Consider the following 19848-nt stretch of genomic DNA (forward strand, 5'->3'; position numbering starts at 1 on the left):
TGGAACCCCTTACCCTCGACCCGAGTCAATCCGTCGCACCAGATATGTGCATGCCCTAGGGCGAAGGCCGGGACCCAACCACACGATTTTGTGGTTGGGACGAGCTGCCACTCCGAGTCTTCGCCAAACTCAATTTTGTGGCTATGGGTCCCGGCCTTCGCCGGGACGACGGCGGAGATTGGCGCCTTCCCCTCACGGCTACCGTTGGTGGGGCCACCCTTGACGCCGTCCCCGCGCCATGGTGAGTATCCGCCCATGAGCATCGCCGTCCGCCCAGCCCGTCTTTGGTGGCGCACCTCCTAAGAGGTGGCCGGTGCGATTTCTTTTCCATAAATCGTCGAAGGTCGCCAACGCAGTGCGGCGGCCTGATCGTTTGTCCTGTGTGGCGTTCCCTCGGCAAGTTTCGTAAGAGGACGACATGAACAGGACAGTCTTTGCCCTCCCGGCCAGAAGCGATTATGTGACCCGCGCGGGTCTCGCGATCACGCGCGTGGCGGAGCAGTTTACCGGCGGCGCCAACCGGCTCGACGATCTCGTCAGCCTGCTCGACCGTCGCCGCGGCGTGGTGCTGTCCTCGGGCACGACCGTGCCCGGCCGCTACGAGAGTTTCGACCTCGGTTTCTCCGATCCGCCGCTCAAGCTCGAGACCGTTGGCGTCAATTTCAAGCTGGAAGCGTTGAACGAACGCGGCCTGGTGCTGATCGCATTCCTCGCTGACGTTCTGCGTGAGCCCTGCGTGGTCATCTCCGAGAAGACGCCATCGCGCCTTGCCGGCCACATCCTTCGCGGCGATGCGCCGATCGAGGAAGACCAGCGCACGCGGCGTGCCAGCGTGATGTCGCTGGTGCGCGACCTCGTCGCCGCCTTCTCGGCCAATGACGACGGGCTGCTCGGCCTGTTCGGCGCCTTCGCCTACGATCTCGTGTTCCAGATCGAGGACCTCGTGCAGAAGCGTCCGCGCGAGGCCGACCAGCGCGACATCGTGCTCTACGTTCCCGATCGCCTGCTGGCCTATGACCGCGCCACCGGCCGCGGCGTGGTGCTCTCCTATGACTTCACGTGGAAGGGCAAATCGACGGAAGGCCTGCCGCGCGAGACCGCCGACAGCCCGTACCTGAAGACGCCGCGCCAGGGCTTTGCCGATCACGCGCCCGGCGAATATCAGGCCACCGTCGAGACCGCGCGCGCGGCCTTCGCCCGCGGCGATCTGTTCGAGGCGGTGCCCGGCCAGCTGTTCGCCGAGCCCTGCGACCGCTCGCCGGCCGAAGTCTTCCAGCGGCTCTGCGTCATCAACCCGTCACCTTACGGCGCGCTGATGAATCTCGGCGAGGGCGAGTTTCTCGTCTCCGCCTCGCCCGAGATGTTCGTGCGCTCGGACGGGCGCCGCGTCGAGACCTGCCCGATCTCGGGCACGATCGCGCGTGGATCCGATGCGATCGGCGATGCCGAGCAGATCCGCCAGCTCCTGAACTCGGAGAAGGACGAGTTCGAGCTCAACATGTGCACCGACGTCGATCGCAACGACAAGGCGCGCGTCTGCGTCCCCGGCACCATCAAGGTGCTGGCGCGCCGGCAGATCGAGACCTATTCGAAGCTCTTCCATACCGTCGACCATGTCGAGGGCATGCTGCGCCCCGGCTTCGACGCGCTCGACGCCTTCCTCACCCACGCCTGGGCTGTCACCGTCACCGGCGCGCCAAAGCTCTGGGCGATGCAGTTCGTCGAGGATCACGAGCGTTCGCCGCGGCGCTGGTATGCCGGGGCGATCGGCGCGGTGAATTTCGACGGCAGCATCAACACCGGCCTCACCATCCGTACGATCCGCATGAAGGACGGCCTCGCCGAAGTGCGCGTCGGCGCCACCTGCCTGTTCGATTCCGATCCGGCCGCCGAAGACCGCGAGTGCCAGGTCAAGGCCGCCGCATTGTTCCAGGCGCTGCGCGGCGATCCGCCAAAACCGTTGTCGACCTTCGCGCCCGATGCGACCGGCTCGGGCAAGCGGGTGCTGCTGATCGACCATGACGACAGCTTCGTGCACATGCTGGCGGACTATTTCCGCCAGGTCGGGGCCGACGTCACCGTGGTCCGCTATGTGCATGCGCTCGACATGCTCAAGCAGAAGAGGTGGGATTTGCTGGTGCTGTCGCCCGGCCCGGGCCGGCCTGAGGATTTCGGGATCAAGAAGACGATCGCCGCGGCGCTGGAGAACGAGCTGCCGGTGTTCGGTGTCTGTCTCGGCGTGCAGGCGATCGGCGAATATTTTGGCGGCGAGCTCGGCCAGCTCACCCATCCCGCCCACGGCCGGCCTTCGCGGGTGCAGGTGCGCGGCGGGCGGCTGATGCGCAATCTGCCAAACGAGATCGTCATCGGCCGCTATCATTCGCTTTTTGTCGAGCGCGACAGCATGCCCGAGGTTTTGTCCGTCACCGCCAGCACCGAGGACGGCGTTGCCATGGCGATGGAGCACAAGACGCTGCCGGTTGCCGGCGTGCAATTCCATCCGGAATCGCTGATGTCGCTCGGCGGCGAGGTGGGTTTACGAATTGTCGAGAACGCATTCCGGCTGAATGCGGGCGTCGATTGAGAGGCACCAATGACATTTGACCACGACTTGAAGGCGAGCGTTCGCACCATCCCCGACTATCCCAAGCCGGGGATCATGTTCCGCGACATCACGACCTTGCTCGCGGATGCACGCGCGTTCCGCCGCGCGGTGGACGAACTCGTCAATCCCTGGGCGGGCAACAAGATCGACAAGGTCGCGGGCATGGAGGCGCGCGGCTTCATCATCGGCGGGGCGGTGGCGCACCAGCTCTCGGCCGGCTTCGTGCCGATCCGCAAGAAAGGCAAGCTGCCGCACACCACCGTGCGCATCGCTTACTCTCTTGAATACGGCATCGACGAGATGGAGATGCATGTCGACGCCATCCAGCCCGGCGAGCGCGTCATCCTGGTCGATGACCTCATCGCCACCGGCGGCACCGCGGAGGGCGCGGTGAAGCTGCTGCGCCAGATCGGCGCCAACGTGGTCGCGGCCTGCTTCATCATCGACCTGCCCGAGCTCGGCGGCGCCGCCAAGCTGCGCGCCATGGACGTGCCGGTGCGCACGCTGATGACGTTCGAGGGGCACTGAGGGTCAGATCGCCTCGGCCCTCAGCTCCGCCAGCCAATGCAGCATGCGCTCCTTCAGGAGCGCGTTCCTGACATAGCTGCTCTCCTCGTCCTCCAGACGCTCGCATTCGCCAAACGTCAGACCCGCCTCGCCATGCGAGTTCCACGCAGCCTGGAGGCTGCGGCAGGTGTGGCTGCCCTGGCGCAGCGAGAACCAGATGCGGTTCTGGATTGTCTCCAGGTTCGGCGCCTGGCCGACCCAAGCCTCGCCCGATGCCGCGCAGCGAACGACGAAGATGCCTGCGACGGTCTTCCGTTCCTTGTAGGCGGCGATGGCTGCTTTCCGGTCGATGCTCACGGGATAGAACCTTGTTGAGGGGCGCGCCCTCAATAAGTGCGGTCCGGCTCACAGTCAATATTATCCGGGTAAAATATTTGCCTTATGACCGTTGCAGGATCAGGCTGAGCTCAAGCTCCCGGAACGCCAGGTAATTCCGCCGGGTCCACTGGTGCAGCTCGGTCGAGGCGTCCTTCTCCTGGCGGAGGTAGCCGGTGAAGGAGAAGTTCAGCCGGTCGATATAGGTCTTCAGGAAGCCCGGCAGTGCCGGCAGGCGGAACACCCGTCCGGTGCTCATTGCGGCCGGCAATTCGCCGCGCACGATGTGCTCATTGTCCACGGTAATCAGGCTCATCCGCGGGATCTGCTCGCGCAGCATCTCGTGGGCGCGGGCCGAGACGCGGTCGGTGTCGGCGACGAACAGGATTTGTGGCGCGACATGGCGGCGGGCCGCCTCCTTCAGGAGGCCAATCTCGTCGGCCATCTTGAAGAACTCGTCGAAGGCGTGGAAGCCGAGGTCGATCACCTTGGCAAGTCCGTCATCGACGATGACGCGGTCCATCAGCTGCATCTTGCCGTAGGTGTCGATCACATCAGCGGTTTCCGTGACCTTCGGCAGATAGTCCAGCAGTGACGGCTCCTTCAGATTGACGTCGAAGGCCGCCACGTTGCCGTTCTTGAGCAGCAGGAACTCGCTCAATAGCCGCGCCAGCAGCGTCTTGCCGACCTGCGGGCGGGGCGAGCAGATGATGTAGAGGGGTGTCGCGGGCATCACGAACTATTATCTGAGCGAACTCACCGCCCAATCCAGCCGTATCAGCCCGGGCTCCGCAACTATTTTTCGCTGCTGCGGGCGCCGGGCTTCGAACCGACGATGTCGGTCAGGCGGATGCGGTCGAACTCGCTCCAGACATTGGCCAGCCAGTGCCGGACATAGCCGCGCAGCACGAAGGAGTAGTTGGCGGCCTCGTCGTTCATGCCCTTGTTGGCGACGAATTTCAGGAACGGGACGGAGGACACCTCGACCTGCTCATAGGCCATTTCGTTGAGCTTGGGGATGGTCAGCTCGGTCGCGTCCTTGATGCGGTGGAAGTAGGAATTGTAGGTCGCCTGGTCCCACTGGAAGAACTGGGTGTCGTTGATGAAGTTCTTCACCAGGAAATATTTCGCGCCGGTCATGAAATTCGCGGTCTCGGCGATTTCGTCCAGCGAGGCGATCGAGGGGCCCAGGATGTGGAACACCGCGAAGGTGATCTGCCCGGCCTTGGCGGCGTCGAGGAAACCGATGTCGCGCAGCGAGGCCAGCGCCGGCGAGAGCAGGCCGGCGCGGACGTCGATCACGGTGACCGACGGGCTGGTTGCATTGAGCGTATCGAAGATCTTCATCTGATCGGCCGTCGTCGTCATGTCGACGATTTCGGTGATGTCGGGATGGAAGCGCTTCAGCGTTCCGCGCGGAGATTCCGTGTCGAAGGCGCGGGTCGGCACGTTGTTGGCGGAAAAATAATCGAGCAAGGTGCGCGACACCGTGGTCTTGCCGACCCCGCCCTTGTCCGCGCCCACCACAACCACTGCCGGCTTTGCCATTGCTGTCCCCTAACGCGCGCCCCCGATCGCGAGGTCGCAATCGGCCGGGCCCCAAATCGATGTCCCGAGTCTGCTGTTGGGCGCGAACATGGCAGAAACAAGGGAGAATTCAATTCCGCAGGACCTGGTTGCGGCAATTCCCGAGGTTTTTCCAGATTGCCGTGAAACTGGCCGCGGGACGCGCTTAATGGCGGCCCCAGGGACCGATGGGATTACCCATGGGATTGCCGGCCGGGGTTCCGGAGGGGCTGGGCGCGGGCACGGGCGGCGGATTGGACGGGCTGCCTGCATCGCTCCATGGTCCCTGCGACAGCGGCGGCGGGGCGTCCTGCGGGTCGGCCGGCGCATCGGGCTGATCCGTTTCGTCCGTCGGGTCCGGCAGTGGACCTGGATCATGGCCGCCGGCGAATTTGACCAGCGCATCGACCCGGGACTGCACCGACGGGTGGGTCGCGAACAGATCGGCAAAGCCCTCGCGCGGATTGTCGACGCAGAGCTCCATCACCGCCGAAGTCGCGCCCGGCAGCTCGCCGCGGTTCTCGATCTTGCGCAGCGCCGAGATCATGGCATCGGGGTCTTTCGTCAGCTCGACCGAGCCGGCGTCGGCGAGATATTCGCGCGAGCGCGACAGCGCCAGCTTCACCACCTGCGACAACAGCCAGGCCACCACGATCAGCACGACCGCGATGATGATGACGATCACCGCGCCGCCGCCGGAGTTCTTGCTGTCGCTCGACGAGGAGGACGAGCGCGACGAGGACGAGGAGCCTGACGACCACGAGCCGCCGGAATTCCAGCTCAGATTGGTGAACAGGCGGAAGAACAATTCGCCGAAGAAGCCGACCACGCCGGCGATGATGACGGCGACGACCATGAGCTGCACGTCGCCGTTCTTGATGTGGGTCAGCTCGTGGCCCAGCACCGCCTCGATCTCCTTGTCATTGAGCGTATCGAGGAGACCGGTGGTGACCGTGATCGAATATTGCCGCGGGTTGAGGCCGGTCGCGAACGCGTTCAGCGCCGGGCTCTCCATGATCTTCAACTTCGGCATGGTGATGCCGCGCGAGATGCAGAGGTTTTCGAGCAGATTATAGAGCCGCGGCTCATCCTGCCTGTTAACGTCGTGGCCGCCGGTCACCGCGTCGATCATCGACTGGTGGAAGAAATAGGCGATCACGACCCAGACCGCCGCCACGACCGTCGCAACGGGGGCTGCGACCTTCAGATCCTGGAAGGCGTGGCTCAGGTAGAAGGCGACGGTCCGGTTGCTGTCGATCAGAACTTCGGCAATCAGCGCGCCGGCATAGACCAGCACATAGACCAGCGCGAACAGGCCGGCGAGCAGCAGCATCGAACGGAACTTGTTCGAGGCGATGTGCGTGTAGAGACCATACGCGGCCATGACGCGATGCCCTGCCGGCCTATCGGCTCAATTCAGAACTTCACCTGCGGCGCCGCCTCGACCTCGGTCCGGCTCGCGCCGAGATCGAAGAAGTCCTTCTTGGTGAAGCCGAACATGCCGGCGAACAGCGCTGCGGGCATCTGCTGGATGCCGGTGTTGTATTCCTGGACCGCATTGTTGAAGAAGCGGCGGCTCGCCGCGATCTTGTTCTCGAGGTCGGAGAGCTCGGATGCGAGCTGCTGGAAATTGGCGTTGGCCTTGAGGTCGGGATAGGCCTCCGACAGCGCGATCAGCCGACCGAGCGCGCCGGACAGCTGATTCTCGGCAGCGGACATCTGCGCAGGTCCTTGTGCCGAAATCGCCGAATTGCGCGCCTTGATGACGTCGTCGAGCGTGCCGCGCTCGTGCGAGGCGTAGCCCTTCACCGTCTCGACCAGGTTCGGGACCAGGTCGTGGCGCTGCTTGAGCTGCACGTCGATGTCGGCAAAGGCCTGGCCGACGCGCTGGCCCAGCGCCACCAGGCGGTTGTAGGCGCTGAACGCCAGGAACACGAGGACGACGATGACGCCGAGAACGATCCAGCCGGTCGACATGGAGAACTCCTGAAGGGGGACGAAGGCGGGCGCAGCCTAGACCAAATTGGCGCAGGGCGAGAGCCCCGGCGCGGAAGGGAGGTAGGATTTGGTCGGGGCGGGTGCCATCCGAGTTCAAGGGAAAACGGGGGAACGAGGTTAACTTTCGGCCATGATCGCATCGCCCCAGCGCCAACGCCTTGCGTCGGCATACGCGGCCTTGTCCCGCCGCGGGACCTTGGTGATCGCGACGCCGTCCTCCGTGCAGAGCTTCGCCGTGATCTCGGCCTTGCCGAGATCCGGCGGCGCCAGCACGCGCGCGGCACGCGTGGCGGGCGGCGTGCGGGTCAGGACGACGTAGATGAAGCGCTCGTCCTCGAACGGGACGTCGGCACCCTTGATCTGGCGGTGGGCTTGCGAGCGCGGCAGGCGCTGAGAGAAATGGCACCAGTCGGGCGCTGCGAGCGGGCAGGGCTTTTCGTGCGGGCAGGGCGCGGCGACGTACGCGCCTGCTGCGATCAATTGCTGGCGCAGCGCGAGGATGCGCGCGTAGCCGGCGGGCGTGCCGGGCTCGATCACGACCAGCGCGTGGCTCGCTTTCGTCCACATCGCCTCGGCGAGTTTACGTTGATCGCCCTCGCTGAGCTCGCCGATGATGTAGCTGGCAACGATGAGATCGGCTTGCGAGGCTTCGGCGAGGTTGCCGCCGGCATCGCCCGGCAGGTAGCGGCACTCCGCAAGTCGCGAGCTGTCGCGGGCCAGTTCAAGCGCGAGCCGGCTGAGCGTCGCGTTGGCATCGAGCAGTGTAAAATCTTGCAGCGACGGAAACGCCTCGGCCGCGGCCCAGCTCGCGGTGCCCGGACCTGCGCCGACGTCGAGCAGCGTTTCCGGGGCGAAGTCCGGCGCGATCGCGGTCAGCGCATTCAGGCTCGCAGCCACCGCCGCGTAGGTCGCCGGCATCCGCGCCAGCGCGTAGGCGAGCGCATCGGCTTCGGATTTGATCGTGCCCGAGCCGCCGCCGGCGCGATAGGTGGTCGAGATCTTCTGCGAGCGCTGTGCGGCATCAGTGCGGGAAAAGCCCTGAAGCTTACCGTCGAGGGCGGCTTTCAGTTCGGCGGGGAGGGTGGGCGAGATCATCTTCGCCCACCTTCATTTCTGAACCAGAGACGTCACGCCACGTTCTGGTCGAGAATGTCCACCGCCTCGGACAGGCTCACCGAGACGAGCTGGGAGACGCCGCGCTCGGCCATGGTGACGCCGAACAGGCGGTTCATCCGCGCCATCGTGATCGGATTGTGCGTGATGATGATGAAGCGCGTGTCGGTCGAGCCGGTCATCTCGTGCAGCAGGTTGCAGTACCGTTCGACGTTGTGGTCGTCGAGCGGTGCGTCGACTTCGTCCAGCACGCAGATCGGCGAGGGGTTGGTGAGGAACACCGCGAAGATCAGTGCCATCGCGGTCAGTGCCTGCTCGCCGCCCGAGAGCAGCGACAGCGTCTGCGGCTTCTTGCCCGGCGGCTTGGCGATGATTTCCAGACCAGCCTCCAGCGGGTCGTCGCTCTCGATCAGATGCAGCGCCGCTTCGCCGCCGCCGAACAGCTCGACGAACAGGCGCTTGAAGTGATTGTTGACGACTTCGAACGAGGTCAGCAGCCGCTCGCGGGCTTCCTTGTTGAGGCTCTGGATGCCCTGGCGCAGCCGCTTGATGGCCTCGACCAGGTCGTCGCGCTCGGTGACGAGGCCGGTGTGCTGGGTCTCGACCTCGCGCAGTTCCTCCTCGGCGCGCAGGTTGACGGCGCCGAGGCGCTCGCGGTCGCGGCGCATCTTTTCGAGGTCTTCCTCGATGTCGTGCAGCGGCGGCAGTTCCGCGCCGGGCTCGATCTCGGCAAGGCCGGCGACGGCCTGCGGCTCGACTTCGAGCATGTCGCGGATCTCGCGCTCGATGTCCTCGAGCCGGCGCCGCGCGCCCTCCATGCGCTCCTCGGCGCGGGCGGTGGCCTCGCGGGAGCTGGAGAGCGCCTCCAGCGTCAGCTTGGCGACGCGATCGGTTTCGGCCATCGCGGTCTCCGCGGTGGCAAGCGCGTCGGCGGCCATGCGGCGATCGTTTTCCGCATACTCGATCTCGGTGATCAGCGCGCTGCGCTTCTCGGCGAAGACGGCAGGTGCGTTTTCGAGATCGCTGCGTTCGATCGAGACTTCCGTGATGCGGGTCTGGATGGTGTCGATATGGGAGGCCGCGCTCTCCTTGCGGTTCTGCCACTCGGTGCGCTCGGCGAGGATCGCCTGGACGCGGCGGTCGGCGAGCTCGGCCTCGCGCGCCAGCGCCTGCGCCTCGGCACGGACCTGCGCGGCCATGCGGCGATGGGCTTCGATGTCGCTGCGGACGGCGGCGAGACGGGTCTCGGTGTCCTCGCTCGATGGCAGTTCGGAGATCCCGGCCTCGGCGTATTCATACGCGGCTTCGGCCTCGGCGCGGTCGGCGGCGAGACGGCTGTGCGCTTCCGACAGCGTCGCCTTGCGCGCGGCGTGGCGGCTGATCTCGCGTTCGGCGGTGGCATGGCGCTCACGCGCGGTGTTGAGCTCGCGCTGCGCGGCGCGCCAGGCTTCCCGGCTGGCGCCTTCGGTGCTGGCAGCCATCTGCAGCTCGGACTCGGCATTCTCCAGCGCCTGACGCTTGATCTGCGCGTCGATGCGGGCCTGCTCCAGCTCGTTCTCGATATCGACCAGGCGGGCGCGTTCGGCGAGACGCCGTGCGGCGCCGGTCGGGGCGTGAGCGGCTGCGACAAAGCCGTCCCAGCGCCAGACGTCGCCCTCGGGCGAGACCAGCCGCTGGCCGGTCTTGAGCTGCGAGACCAGCTCGGCACCGCGCTCGCGCGGCACCACGCCGATCTGCGCGAGGCGGCGAGCCAGCTCGGCCGGAGCCTGCACGTGGCTCGCGAGCGGCACGACGCCTTCGGGCAGCTCGGGATCACCGTCGGTCTCGCCGACATTGGTCCAGCGCATCGGCGCCGACGGGTCGATCGGCGCATCGAGGTCGTCGCCGAGGGCTGCGCCGATCGCCTTTTCAAAACCCTTGTCGACGGTGATGCCGTCGATGATCGGCGGCCACAGATTCTTGGTCTCGCCGTTGACGATCTTGGAGATCGTGCGGGCTTCGGTCTCGAGCCGCTGCACGCGCTTGTCGGCTTCGTTCAGCGGCGAGCGCGAGGATTCCAGCGTCTGGCGCGCGGCGACGTGTGCGGCCTCGCTCGCCTGGGCCGCGGCCTCCGAGGCCGCCAGCGTCTGCTCAGCGTTCTCGACCGTCGCGGTCAGCTCGTCGAGATCGCCGAAGCCGCCGGTCTCCGCAGCGAGCTTCTGCTCTTCCGCGGCGACGTTCGAGATCTCCTGGTCGAGCCGGGCGAGCTTGTCGCGGTGGGTACGAACGTTGGCTTCGAGCTGGTTGCGCTTGGCGGTGAGGTCGGCGAGCGCGGTGGTGAGCTCGGCGAATTGCTGCTCGGTTTCGGTCAGCACCGCCTCGGCTTCCGCCACGCGCTCGTCGACGCCGGAGCGCTTCTCGACGCGCGACTTGATCTCTTCCTTCAGCTCGGCGTCTTCGGCGTCGAGCCGCTGGAGCGCGACGTCGGCGTCCATGGTCTGCTGCTGGGCGCGCGAGATATCGCCCTCGAACTGGGCGAGGCGGCGCTCGAGCTCGGCGACGCGCTCCTTGGCGCGCTCTTCCTCGCGGTCGAGCAGCTCGCGGGCATTGGTCAGGCGCTGGAGCCCGGCCGCGGCGCGCGCTTCGGCATCGCGCAGCGCCGGCATCTCGGCGGCGCGGATCGCCTGGATGCGGGCCGCTTCGGCCTGGTGCTGGGTGCGCTCGGCCATCTCGCGGACCGCGAGATCGTGGGTCTGGCCGGATTCGTTGACGTCGGCGTGGGCGCCGACCCAGCGAAGATGGAACAGCGTGGCTTCGGCCTTGCGGACCTTGGCCGCGACCTCGCGATAGCGCACGGCCTGGCGGGCCTGCTTCTTCAGGCCTTCCATTTGCCCGGCGAGCTGGCCGATCACGTCCTCGACGCGGGTAAGGTTGGTTTCGGCGGCCTTGAGCCGCAGCTCGGCCTCGTGGCGACGGGCATGAAGACCTGCAACACCGGCAGCGTCTTCCAGCACGCGGCGCCGCTGTTCGGGCTTGGCCTGAATGATCTCGCCGATCTTGCCCTGGTGGACGAGGGCCGGCGAGCGCGCGCCGGTGGCGGCGTCCGCGAACAGGATCTGCACGTCGCGGGCGCGCACGTCGCGGCCGTTGATGCGGTAGACCGAGCCGGCCTCGCGCTCGATGCGGCGGGAGATTTCCAGAAGCTGGCTGTCGTTCATCGCCGCCGGCGCGGTGCGATCGGCATTGTCGATCGTCATCGTCACTTCGGCGTGGTTGCGCGCCGGACGGTTGCCGGAGCCGGCGAAGATCACCGCGTCCATGTCGGCGGCGCGCAACGACTTGTATGAGGTCTCGCCCATCGCCCAGCGCAGCGCTTCGACGAGATTCGACTTGCCGCAGCCGTTGGGTCCGACCACGCCGGTCAGCCCGGGCTCGATGACGAAGTCCGTGGGCTCAACGAAGGACTTGAAGCCGTGTAGGCGCAGGCGGGTGATTTTCATAAGCACGCATCTCTGTTGGCAGGCACGAATCCCCCTGCCGGGACAATGCCATGGAAGGCAGTGTCACTCTCCGGGTGAGTCGCGCGAGGCGCCTCATGCGGCTGGACAATGGCCGCGGTGCGCCGCGAGGGCAACCGGCGAAAGCCGTTTTTCCCAAGGGATTTATGCCGGGAAAGATACGGCTTTCGAGATGCGAATCAGGATCTTGACGAGCGAATCAGCTCTTCAGGAGCGGATTGATCTTCTTGGCGAACTCCTCGAACGAGGTCTCGCCCTTGATCTTCTCGCCATTGATGAAGAAGGTCGGCGTGGAATCGACCTTGAGAATGTCGCTGGCGTATTTCTGGTCGGCGGCGATCTTGTCGAGCAGCGCCTGGTCCTTCAGGCAGGCCTCGACCTGCTGCTGGGTGAGGCCGGCCTGCTTGCCGATCCGCGTCAAGGTCTCGGTGGTGTTCTTCAACACCCAGTCGCTCTGCTGGCGGAACAGCATGTCGGTGACGGCGAAGTATTTCGGCGCGTCGTCCTTGGCGATGCAGCGCGACAGCATCGAGCCCGCGGCGGCTTTGATGTCGAGCGGGAACTCGCGGAAGATGTAACGCACCTTGCCGGTGTCGATGTATTCCGACTTGATCTTGGGGAACACCTGCTCGTTGAAGGCCGCGCAGTGCGGACAGGTCATCGAGGCATATTCGGTGATGGTGACGGCGGCGTCCTTCGGGCCGAGCGCCATGTCGGGCAGCGACACCGGCTTGGCGACGTCGCCGGCGGCCTGCGCCATAGCTTCGGGGATCATGGCCTCGGAGATGAACCGCAAGGGGGAGAACCCGGCGACCGCGGCAAGCCCGGTCAGCGACAGCATCGTGGTGAAGGCGCGGCGGGTGATGATCAAGGTCGGCTCCCGAATTGGCATGGTCTCGCCCGAGGTTCTTGTCGAAGTTCCCGTTTGGGCGGCCTGTCGCTAGCTTGAAACGTGGTTTGAGGCAATGGCGGGCCGCGGGAACGGGTCCAGATTGGCGGCCAAATGAGGCTCAATTTCGCTTGATGGCGGCCCCGAGCCGCGCCAGCGCCGTCTTCAACTCTTCATCCTGGATGTCGGCGAGGCTCTCCGCCTCCTTGGCCACCGATTTGGGGTCCGGCGGACCGGGCCGCTTCCGGGCCCGGGGTCGCGACAGGGGGGCCTGGCGGAAGGCCAGCTTGCCGACCGCACTCCAGCCGAAGAAGCGGTTGACCCGCTCCAGGATCACATCCGCGGAATGCTGGATTTCCAGCGCCATCGGCCCCTCGACCCGCAGTACCAGCGTCGCCGGCTCCTGCGGCTGGCCCTCCACCGGCCGCGGCCATTGCATCTTGAGCGGCTCGGCATGGGCCGCGATCTCCGGCCCGGCGATCTGCGCCCACCGCGTCACCAGCTCGCGCGCGGCAAAGCCCTGCTTGGCATAGGCCTCGGCAAAGACGTCGTTGAGCAGGATCCCGAGCGGCTTGGCGCTGATGGGGCCGGGCTTGAAGATGGGAGGAGGCTTGGACATGGGCAGTGTCCGTTATGCCGCCGCGCGAGGTCGGATGGCCTTCAGATCGCGGTCGATCTCGCGCCGCCGCTGCATCAGATCGTAGTCCATCTGGAGCCCCAGGAAAAAGCCCTCCGACAGACCAAAATAGCGGGCCAGCCGCAGATCGGTGTCGGCGGTGATGTCGCGTTTGCCCAGGACGATCTCGTTGATCCGCCGCGGCGGCACGCGCACGGCGCGCGCCAGTGCGTTCTGGCTGAGATCCATCGGCTTCAGGAACTCCTCCAGCAGGATTTCGCCGGGATGTGGATTGCGGAGGAGCCCGCTCCTAGCCGTGGTAGTCGACGATTTCGACATCTCTCGGTCCTCCGTCGTCAACAGATACGCCATTGATCGTTGATCCGGATCGAATGCTGGCCTTGGCGGTCGGCCTTGAGAGCTTCGAGCCGATTGCCCGGAGGTACCCTTAGATCAGTCAGCACCCGGGCTTGATTCAACAGACGCAGCTTTCGCAAGGCCACATTCTGAATGTCGGACGGCAATTTTCGACTTCGCCGCCCGGACCAGATCAACTCTGTCTCGGAGTTGGCGGAGCTCTGGATCATGCTTGTGTATAACGCAAGGCGTTATAGCGCGCAACGACCCGGTCGTGCTGGCCACAGGCGTAATCCTGCTCTAGTAAAGGCACATGCCCACCACGACCGCGCTCAAGAAGGAACGGAGCTCGGCGGCAAGCACCTCATCGGCTCGCCCGACACTGCTGCTCGCCTGGTACGACCGCCATCGCCGCCGCCTGCCATGGCGGGCGGCTCCCGGCGAGACGTCGGATCCCTATCGCGTCTGGCTGTCGGAGATCATGCTCCAGCAGACCACGGTGAAGGCGGTCGGGCCCTATTTCGAAAAATTCGTCGCGCGCTGGCCTGACGTCACGGCGCTGGGGCGGGCCTCGCAGGATGACGTGCTGCGGATGTGGGCTGGGCTCGGCTATTATTCGCGTGCGCGCAATCTCTACGCCTGCGCCGTCGCGGTGACGCGCGACCATGGTGGCACCTTTCCCGATACCGAAGAAGGCCTGCGCGCGCTGCCGGGCATCGGCCCCTACACGGCGGCGGCGATCGCCGCGATCGCGTTCGATCGCCGCACCATGCCGGTCGACGGCAATATCGAGCGGGTGGTGTCGCGCCTGTTCGCGGTCGAGGAGGAATTGCCGCAGGCCAAGCCGGTGATCCAGCAACTGGCGGCGACGCTGCTGGCCGATTCCCGTGCCGGTGACAGCGCGCAGGCGTTGATGGATCTGGGCGCCTCGATCTGCACCCCGAAGAAGCCGGCCTGCTCACTGTGCCCGCTGAACGAGGATTGCACCGCGCGTGCGCAAGGCACCCAGGAAACGTTTCCGCGCAAGGCGCCGAAGAAGAGCGGAACGTTGCGCCGCGGCGCTGCCTTCATCATCACACGCGGCAACGAACTTCTCGTGCGCAGCCGGCCTGAAAAGGGCCTGCTCGGCGGCATGACCGAGGTGCCGGGCTCGGACTGGCTCGCCGGACAAGAAGACGCGACCGCGAAACGGCAGGCGCCGGACTTGAAGGGGCTGTCGCGCTGGCAGCGCAAGGTGGGAGTCGTCACCCACGTTTTCACGCATTTTCCGCTGGAGCTGGTGGTCTATACGGCGAAGGCGGAGGCGCGCACACGCGCGCCCGCGGGCATGCGCTGGGTGCCGATCGCGACACTGGCCGGGGAAGCGCTGCCGAATGTCATGCGCAAGGTGATCGCGCACGGATTGGATCTCTAGGACCCGTCCTGCTGACACTATGCTGTCAGCAGCCCTGGGCTATTCACACGGGGCAACAGAGGCTGCCCAATGGTCAAGACCGCGCTCGACAATTTTCAAAGGCCGCCTTGCGCCGAACTGCTGGGCTGGCGCCTGCTCGATGCCCGTCCGGAGGAGGGCTGGATCAAGCTCGGCTTCGAGGGCAAGCCCGAGTTCTGCAATCCGGCGGGCTTCATCCAGGGCGGCATGCTGTCAGCCATGCTCGACGACACCATGGGCCCGGCCGTGCTGGTGATGAGCGAGGGCCGGCTCTACACCACCACCATCAGCATGACCGTGAATTTCCTCAGCCCCGCCAGGCCCGGCCCGATCATCGGCGAAGCCAGGGTGACGCAGCTCGGCAAGACGATTGCCTTCGTCGAGGCCAAGCTGATGACCGAGGACGGCACCGTGCTGGCAACGGCCACCGCGAGCGAGCGGTTGTTGGAGGCGGCGCGGGTGGTGGGGAAATAAGCCAGCCGCGGTTGCTTCTTCCCTTCTCCCCTTGTGGGAGAAGGTGGCGCGAAGCGCCGGATGAGGGGTTGTCTCAGCGAATTCAAATGCGAGTTGGACTCGCGGAGAGACACCCCTCACCCAAGTGAGCCCCGCATCTACAAGCGTCGCTGCCCTCTCCCACAAGGGGCGAGGGCGCATTCATGCGCATCTCGCTTTGGGCGACAGCTCACACCTTCGCCCGCGCATCCCCGCTCACGATCGGCGGCTTGGCATTCAGCGCCTCGACCTGGAACCCCGCGACGCGCTTGTAGTTGGCGGCGACGTCTTCCAGCTCTTTCTGCGACAGCACGTCGGTGACGACCTCATAGCCGTCGGGCGCGCGCTCCTCGACGAGCTGCATGACCTGCTCGGGGCCGTTCTTGCGGTTGAGCAGGACGAGGTCGGTGGTCGCGGGCCGGCGCTCGGCCTCGTAGGCGAGCAGCGCGGCCGTAGTCGGGCCGTGTGCCAGGATCTCGCGTGTGATGGTGCGGGCGTCGAGGATCGCCTGCGAGGCGCCGTTCGAGCCGATCGGGTACATCGGGTGCGCGGCGTCGCCCATCAGCGTGACCTTGCCGAAGGTCCATTGTGACACCGGATCACGGTCGACCAGCGGATATTCATAGGCATGCGGGCAGTTCCGGATCAGGCCGGGCACGTCGAGCCAGTCGAACTGCCAGCTCTCGAACCAGGGCAGAAATTCGTCGAGCCGCGCGGTGCGGTTATAGTCCTCGCGCCGCCACTGATAGGTCGGCGGCATGTGGCGCTCGGCGACCCAGTTGATCAGATGGTTGCCCGCCGCGTCGGGCGCCTTGCTGATCGGATAGCAGACGAATTTCAGGATCTCGTGGCCGGCCATGATCATGGTGCGTCCGGTGAGGAACGCCTTCGATGGCGTGACGCCCCGCCAGAGGATGCGGCCGTTCCAGATCGGCGGGCCTTCGTTCGGATAGAGCTTTTCTCGCGCCGCGGAATGAATGCCGTCGGCGGCGATCAGGATTGCGCCTTCATAGGTGCCGGCGGCCTTGCCGGTCGCCTTGTCGATGAAGTCGGCGCGCACGCCGTTCGCCGTCTCGGTCCAGCCGGTCAGATGATGGCTGGTCAGGATGTTGTCGCGGCCGAGCCGTTCGATCGCGGTATCGAGCAGGAGCTGCTGGAGGGTGCCGCGATGGATCGAGAATTGCGGCCATTTGTAGCCGGCCTCCAGCCCGCGCGGCTCGCTCCAGATCGGCTTGCCGTGCTTGGAGAAATAGGCGAGCTCGCGCGTGCGCACGCCGCTGGCATCGAGCTTGTCCATCAACCCGAGCTCGATCAGCTCGCGCACCGCATGCGGCAGCACGTTGATGCCGACGCCGAGCGGCTTCAGTTCCGCGACGCTTTCGAACACTTTTACGGGAACGCCGATTGCGTGCAGGCTGAGCGCAAGCGTCAGCCCGCCGATGCCGCCACCGGCGATGAGTACCGTCATGACAAACCCCTCCGACTACGGGCGTCTTGGCACAGCCGGGCGGATGTGGGCAACTGCGAAGAGAATGTCGTGCTATAGACCTTAGGGACGACAGCCGTTAGTTTCCAATTTTCCCATGAGGTCCGACATGCTCAAGCTCTACTACGCCACCGGCACCTGCGCGCTCGCCACCTACATCACCCTGGAAGAGGCCGGCGCCGACTACACGGCCGAGCGGCTGAGCTTCAAGGACAACCAGCAGACCAGCCCGGACTATCTCGCCATCAACCCGAAGGGCCGCGTGCCGGCGCTGGTGACCGATCGTGGCGTCCTCACCGAGACGCCGGCGATGCTGGCCTACATCGCCCAAACCTTCCCCAAGGCGAAGCTCGCGCCGCTCGACGATCCCTTCGATTTCGCCCAGGTGCAGTCGTTCAATTCCTATCTCTGCTCGACCGTGCACATCAACCATGCGCACAAGATGCGCGGCGCGCGCTGGGCGACGCAGGAGAGCTCGTTCGCCGACATGAAGGCGATGGTCCCGAAGACCATGGGCGCCTGCTTCTCCCTGATCGAACAGAAGATGTTCAGGGGACCCTGGGTGATGGGCGATCAGTTCACGATCTGCGATCCTTATCTTTACACCCTGTCGACCTGGCTCGAAGGCGACAGCGTCGACATCAACGCCACGCCGAAGATCGCCGATCATTTCAAGCGGATGTCCGATCGCCCCGCCGTGCGCAAGGTGATGGACGCGCAGAAGGCGTGAGAGCGTAGCCACATATTCCCCTGTCGTCCCGGGCAAGCGTCAGCGCAGACCCGGGACCCATACCCACAGGAAGAAGTTGTGGCGCAAGCTGACAACCACGAGTCTTCGCCAAACCAGGCCCTGTGGGTATGGGTCCCGGATCAGCGCTGCGCTTGTCCGGGACGACACCGAGTTTGGTGAAGCCGCCTCCTACGAAGCTTTCTTCTCCAATTCCCGCCCCGTCTCCAGCATCAGCCGCCTGAGCCAGATCGAGCCCGGGTCCATCTGCGCGCGGGTCGGATGGAACATGAACTGCTCGTCGATCCCGGGGTCGAGCGGCGGGGTCACCGTGACGAGGCCGAGCTGTTTCGCCAGCGCCGCGATCAGCCGGCGCGGCACGAAGGCGACGAGGTCGGTGCGGGCGGCCACGTGCAGCGCCTCGAGATAACCTGACACGACGAGGGCAATGTGCCGCTCGATGCCTTTGGTCCGCAACCAGGTGTCGATCAGATCCTCATTGCTCCCGCGGATGATCACGCCGACATGGCGTGCGGCCAGGAAGGTCTCGCGCCGCTTCAATTTCGCAGCCATGGGATGGCCGCGCCGCACCGCCAGCGCGTCGCTGTCGGTATAGAGCAATTGCCGGTGAAACCCCTTGAAGGCGTTGCCGATCGAGATCACGAGATCGATGGTGCGGGCGAACTCGGCATGGAAGATCGCGGACCCCCGCCACGGCACGACGTCGATGCGGACATTGGGCGCGGCCCGCGTCACCTTCTCCATCAGGGGCGGCATCAACAGCTCGACCGCGAGATCCGGCATCATCAAGCGAAATTGCCGCTCGCTGCGCGCAGCGTCGAAATCGTCGGGTATGAACAGCCCGCGCACCTGGTCGAGCGCCTGTGCCAGCGGCGCGCGCAGGGCTTGTGCCCGCGGCGTCAGCTCCATGCGCGCGCCGGTCCGCACCAGCAGCGGATCGCCCAGGATGTCGCGCAGGCGCTGGAGCGCGTGGCTCGCGGCCGGTTGCGACAGGCCGATCCTCAAGGCGGCGCGGCTGACGCTGGCCTCGCGCAGCAGCGCGTCGAGGGCGGTCAGCAGATTGAGGTCAAGCGAACTCAAATTCATGAAGTGAATAGATATCATATTCTCTATCGATTTGAAGAATGTTGATCGGCAGGCGATGATCTCCGTGTTGCCACCACACGGAGATGCCGCCATGAGCGCGAGCGCCAACAAGAAACTGATGCAGGATATTTTCGCCGCCGCCGCCAACCCGGACCCGGCCGTGCGCGACCGCGCGCTGTTCGCCGCAAGCCTTGCCGACGATGCCAGATGGGTCGTGACCGGCCAGTATTCCTGGTCGCGCACGTTCATGGGCAAGGAAGCGATCCTTGGCGATCTGCACGGCTATGTGCGCACCCGCCTGCGCGACCGCACGCGCACCGTCGCCCACCGCTTCATCGCCGACGGCGACATCGTCGTGGTCGAAGCCAAGGGCGACAACGTCACGCCGGAGGGCGTGCGCTACGACAACGACTATTGCCTGGTGTTTCGCCTGGAGGACGACAAGATCAAGGAGATCCGGGAATATTGCGACTCGATCCTGACCGAGAAGGCGCTGGGTGCTTTTCCGCAAACACCCGCGAGCTGATCGGGTTGAACGATGTCGCGTCCACCGACCGACCCCGTCGGTCAAAGTCGTCGATTGTCGCGCAGGCGTGGCGGACGCTGGTGAGGATCATCCGTGTCAGGCGGGAGCGATCCCGGGCGCGATATCATCTCGCTGCCATGACCGAACGGGAGCTTCAGGACTGCGGGATCACCCGGTCGGAGATTGCGTACGAGCTTTATAAGCCTCGCCGGCGAAAATAGAGAACGGAGGGGGCGGGCACATTGCCTCGCCTCCGCTGAACGTGGTCGAGAGCGCGCTTGGCAAAATGACGCAGGCGAGCGCCTGACGAGCGTCCACCGGGACGGCCCATGCAGTGATCTGCATACGCCTGCGGGCGTCGCGCCAAAACCTTGCGCAACTGCCGATAAAATCAGCAGCTCCCGCGCGATCCTTCGCGCGCACGCGCGAAGAATTTGAAGGTTCAATTAACGAGTGTCCCGCATTGTGCCGCAGTGCAGCGGGAGTCGCCGAGAGACGACTCGCGGCTGCCAGGGTGGCCGATGACGATCGCCGGACGTTCGGCCGCTCGAATTC

General features: G+C 65.6%; 19 protein-coding genes and 1 pseudogene. 7 read left to right on the forward strand and 13 right to left on the reverse strand.

Annotated features, from left to right (window positions below):
* Window positions 1-418: 418 nt before the first annotated feature.
* Both AC1RUR_RS35350 and AC1RUR_RS35355 read left to right on the forward strand, forming a co-directional pair.
* Window positions 419-2584: an anthranilate synthase component I gene (locus AC1RUR_RS35350; RefSeq protein ID WP_492852742.1), complete on the forward strand. Its 2166-nt coding sequence runs from the start codon at window positions 419-421 to the stop codon at window positions 2582-2584.
* A 9-nt stretch (window positions 2585-2593) separates the two neighbouring features.
* A complete protein-coding gene (locus AC1RUR_RS35355) occupies window positions 2594-3133 on the forward strand; it encodes an adenine phosphoribosyltransferase (RefSeq protein ID WP_011085277.1) in 540 nt (179 codons plus the stop codon).
* Between the two features lie 3 nt (window positions 3134-3136).
* On the opposite strand, the gene AC1RUR_RS35360 is transcribed toward AC1RUR_RS35355, so the two are convergent.
* The 11 genes and pseudogenes from AC1RUR_RS35360 to AC1RUR_RS35410 form a co-directional block, all read right to left on the reverse strand.
* Window positions 3137-3469 (reverse strand): GIY-YIG nuclease family protein, encoded by a 333-nt coding sequence (locus tag AC1RUR_RS35360; RefSeq protein ID WP_492852745.1) that lies wholly within the window; start codon window positions 3467-3469, stop codon window positions 3137-3139.
* Between the two features lie 82 nt (window positions 3470-3551).
* Window positions 3552-4220, reverse strand: a complete 669-nt coding sequence (locus AC1RUR_RS35365; RefSeq protein ID WP_492852747.1) for a hypothetical protein — start codon at window positions 4218-4220, stop codon at window positions 3552-3554.
* 62 nt (window positions 4221-4282) lie between these two features.
* A complete protein-coding gene (locus AC1RUR_RS35370; protein WP_492852749.1) occupies window positions 4283-5035 on the reverse strand; it encodes a P-loop NTPase family protein in 753 nt (250 codons plus the stop codon).
* 184 nt (window positions 5036-5219) lie between these two features.
* Window positions 5220-6437, reverse strand: coding sequence for a M48 family metallopeptidase (locus AC1RUR_RS35375; protein ID WP_492852751.1), 1218 nt, complete (start codon window positions 6435-6437; stop codon window positions 5220-5222).
* Between the two features lie 32 nt (window positions 6438-6469).
* Window positions 6470-7030: a LemA family protein gene (locus AC1RUR_RS35380; protein WP_145667834.1), complete on the reverse strand. Its 561-nt coding sequence runs from the start codon at window positions 7028-7030 to the stop codon at window positions 6470-6472.
* A 138-nt stretch (window positions 7031-7168) separates the two neighbouring features.
* Window positions 7169-8146: a small ribosomal subunit Rsm22 family protein gene (locus AC1RUR_RS35385; protein ID WP_492852753.1), complete on the reverse strand. Its 978-nt coding sequence runs from the start codon at window positions 8144-8146 to the stop codon at window positions 7169-7171.
* Between the two features lie 32 nt (window positions 8147-8178).
* Window positions 8179-11643 (reverse strand): chromosome segregation protein SMC, encoded by a 3465-nt coding sequence (gene smc / locus AC1RUR_RS35390; protein ID WP_492852755.1) that lies wholly within the window; start codon window positions 11641-11643, stop codon window positions 8179-8181.
* Window positions 11644-11860: 217 nt separating this feature from the next.
* The gene (locus AC1RUR_RS35395) at window positions 11861-12532 is read right to left on the reverse strand and encodes a DsbA family protein (RefSeq protein WP_492852757.1); all 672 of its coding nucleotides are present in this window, start codon (window positions 12530-12532) and stop codon (window positions 11861-11863) included.
* Between the two features lie 139 nt (window positions 12533-12671).
* Complete coding sequence (locus tag AC1RUR_RS35400; protein ID WP_492852759.1) at window positions 12672-13169, reverse strand: DUF721 domain-containing protein; 498 nt, start codon at window positions 13167-13169, stop codon at window positions 12672-12674.
* Window positions 13170-13181: 12 nt separating this feature from the next.
* A complete protein-coding gene (locus tag AC1RUR_RS35405) occupies window positions 13182-13505 on the reverse strand; it encodes a HigA family addiction module antitoxin (RefSeq protein ID WP_492852761.1) in 324 nt (107 codons plus the stop codon).
* Window positions 13477-13753, reverse strand: a pseudogene (locus AC1RUR_RS35410) (type II toxin-antitoxin system RelE/ParE family toxin). Before AC1RUR_RS35410 ends, AC1RUR_RS35405 begins: the two are co-directional and overlap by 29 nt.
* 83 nt (window positions 13754-13836) lie before the next feature.
* On the opposite strand from AC1RUR_RS35410, the gene mutY reads away from it, so the two are divergent.
* Together mutY and AC1RUR_RS35420 are read left to right on the forward strand one after the other, a co-directional pair.
* Window positions 13837-14937, forward strand: a complete 1101-nt coding sequence (gene mutY / locus AC1RUR_RS35415; RefSeq protein WP_492852763.1) for an A/G-specific adenine glycosylase — start codon at window positions 13837-13839, stop codon at window positions 14935-14937.
* Between the two features lie 69 nt (window positions 14938-15006).
* Window positions 15007-15429, forward strand: coding sequence for a PaaI family thioesterase (locus AC1RUR_RS35420; RefSeq protein WP_492852765.1), 423 nt, complete (start codon window positions 15007-15009; stop codon window positions 15427-15429).
* 208 nt (window positions 15430-15637) lie between these two features.
* Here AC1RUR_RS35420 and AC1RUR_RS35425 read toward each other — a convergent pair whose 3' ends face one another.
* Complete coding sequence (locus tag AC1RUR_RS35425) at window positions 15638-16915, reverse strand: flavin-dependent oxidoreductase (protein WP_492852767.1); 1278 nt, start codon at window positions 16913-16915, stop codon at window positions 15638-15640.
* Between the two features lie 127 nt (window positions 16916-17042).
* Between AC1RUR_RS35425 and AC1RUR_RS35430 the strand changes: the two genes are divergently transcribed.
* Window positions 17043-17663, forward strand: a complete 621-nt coding sequence (locus tag AC1RUR_RS35430; protein ID WP_492852769.1) for a glutathione S-transferase family protein — start codon at window positions 17043-17045, stop codon at window positions 17661-17663.
* A 189-nt stretch (window positions 17664-17852) separates the two neighbouring features.
* Here AC1RUR_RS35430 and AC1RUR_RS35435 read toward each other — a convergent pair whose 3' ends face one another.
* Window positions 17853-18767 (reverse strand): LysR family transcriptional regulator, encoded by a 915-nt coding sequence (locus tag AC1RUR_RS35435; protein ID WP_492852819.1) that lies wholly within the window; start codon window positions 18765-18767, stop codon window positions 17853-17855.
* 91 nt (window positions 18768-18858) lie between these two features.
* Here AC1RUR_RS35435 and AC1RUR_RS35440 point away from each other — a divergent pair, with 91 nt between their 5' ends.
* Both AC1RUR_RS35440 and AC1RUR_RS35445 read left to right on the forward strand, forming a co-directional pair.
* On the forward strand, window positions 18859-19293 hold the full coding sequence (locus AC1RUR_RS35440) for a nuclear transport factor 2 family protein (protein ID WP_492852771.1): 435 nt from the start codon (window positions 18859-18861) through the stop codon (window positions 19291-19293).
* A gap of 80 nt (window positions 19294-19373) precedes the next feature.
* Window positions 19374-19514, forward strand: coding sequence for a YjiS-like domain-containing protein (locus tag AC1RUR_RS35445; protein WP_492852820.1), 141 nt, complete (start codon window positions 19374-19376; stop codon window positions 19512-19514).
* Window positions 19515-19848 lie beyond the last annotated feature (334 nt).

It is taken from the genome of Bradyrhizobium sp. GW821-FHT12B03 (assembly GCF_058807535.1).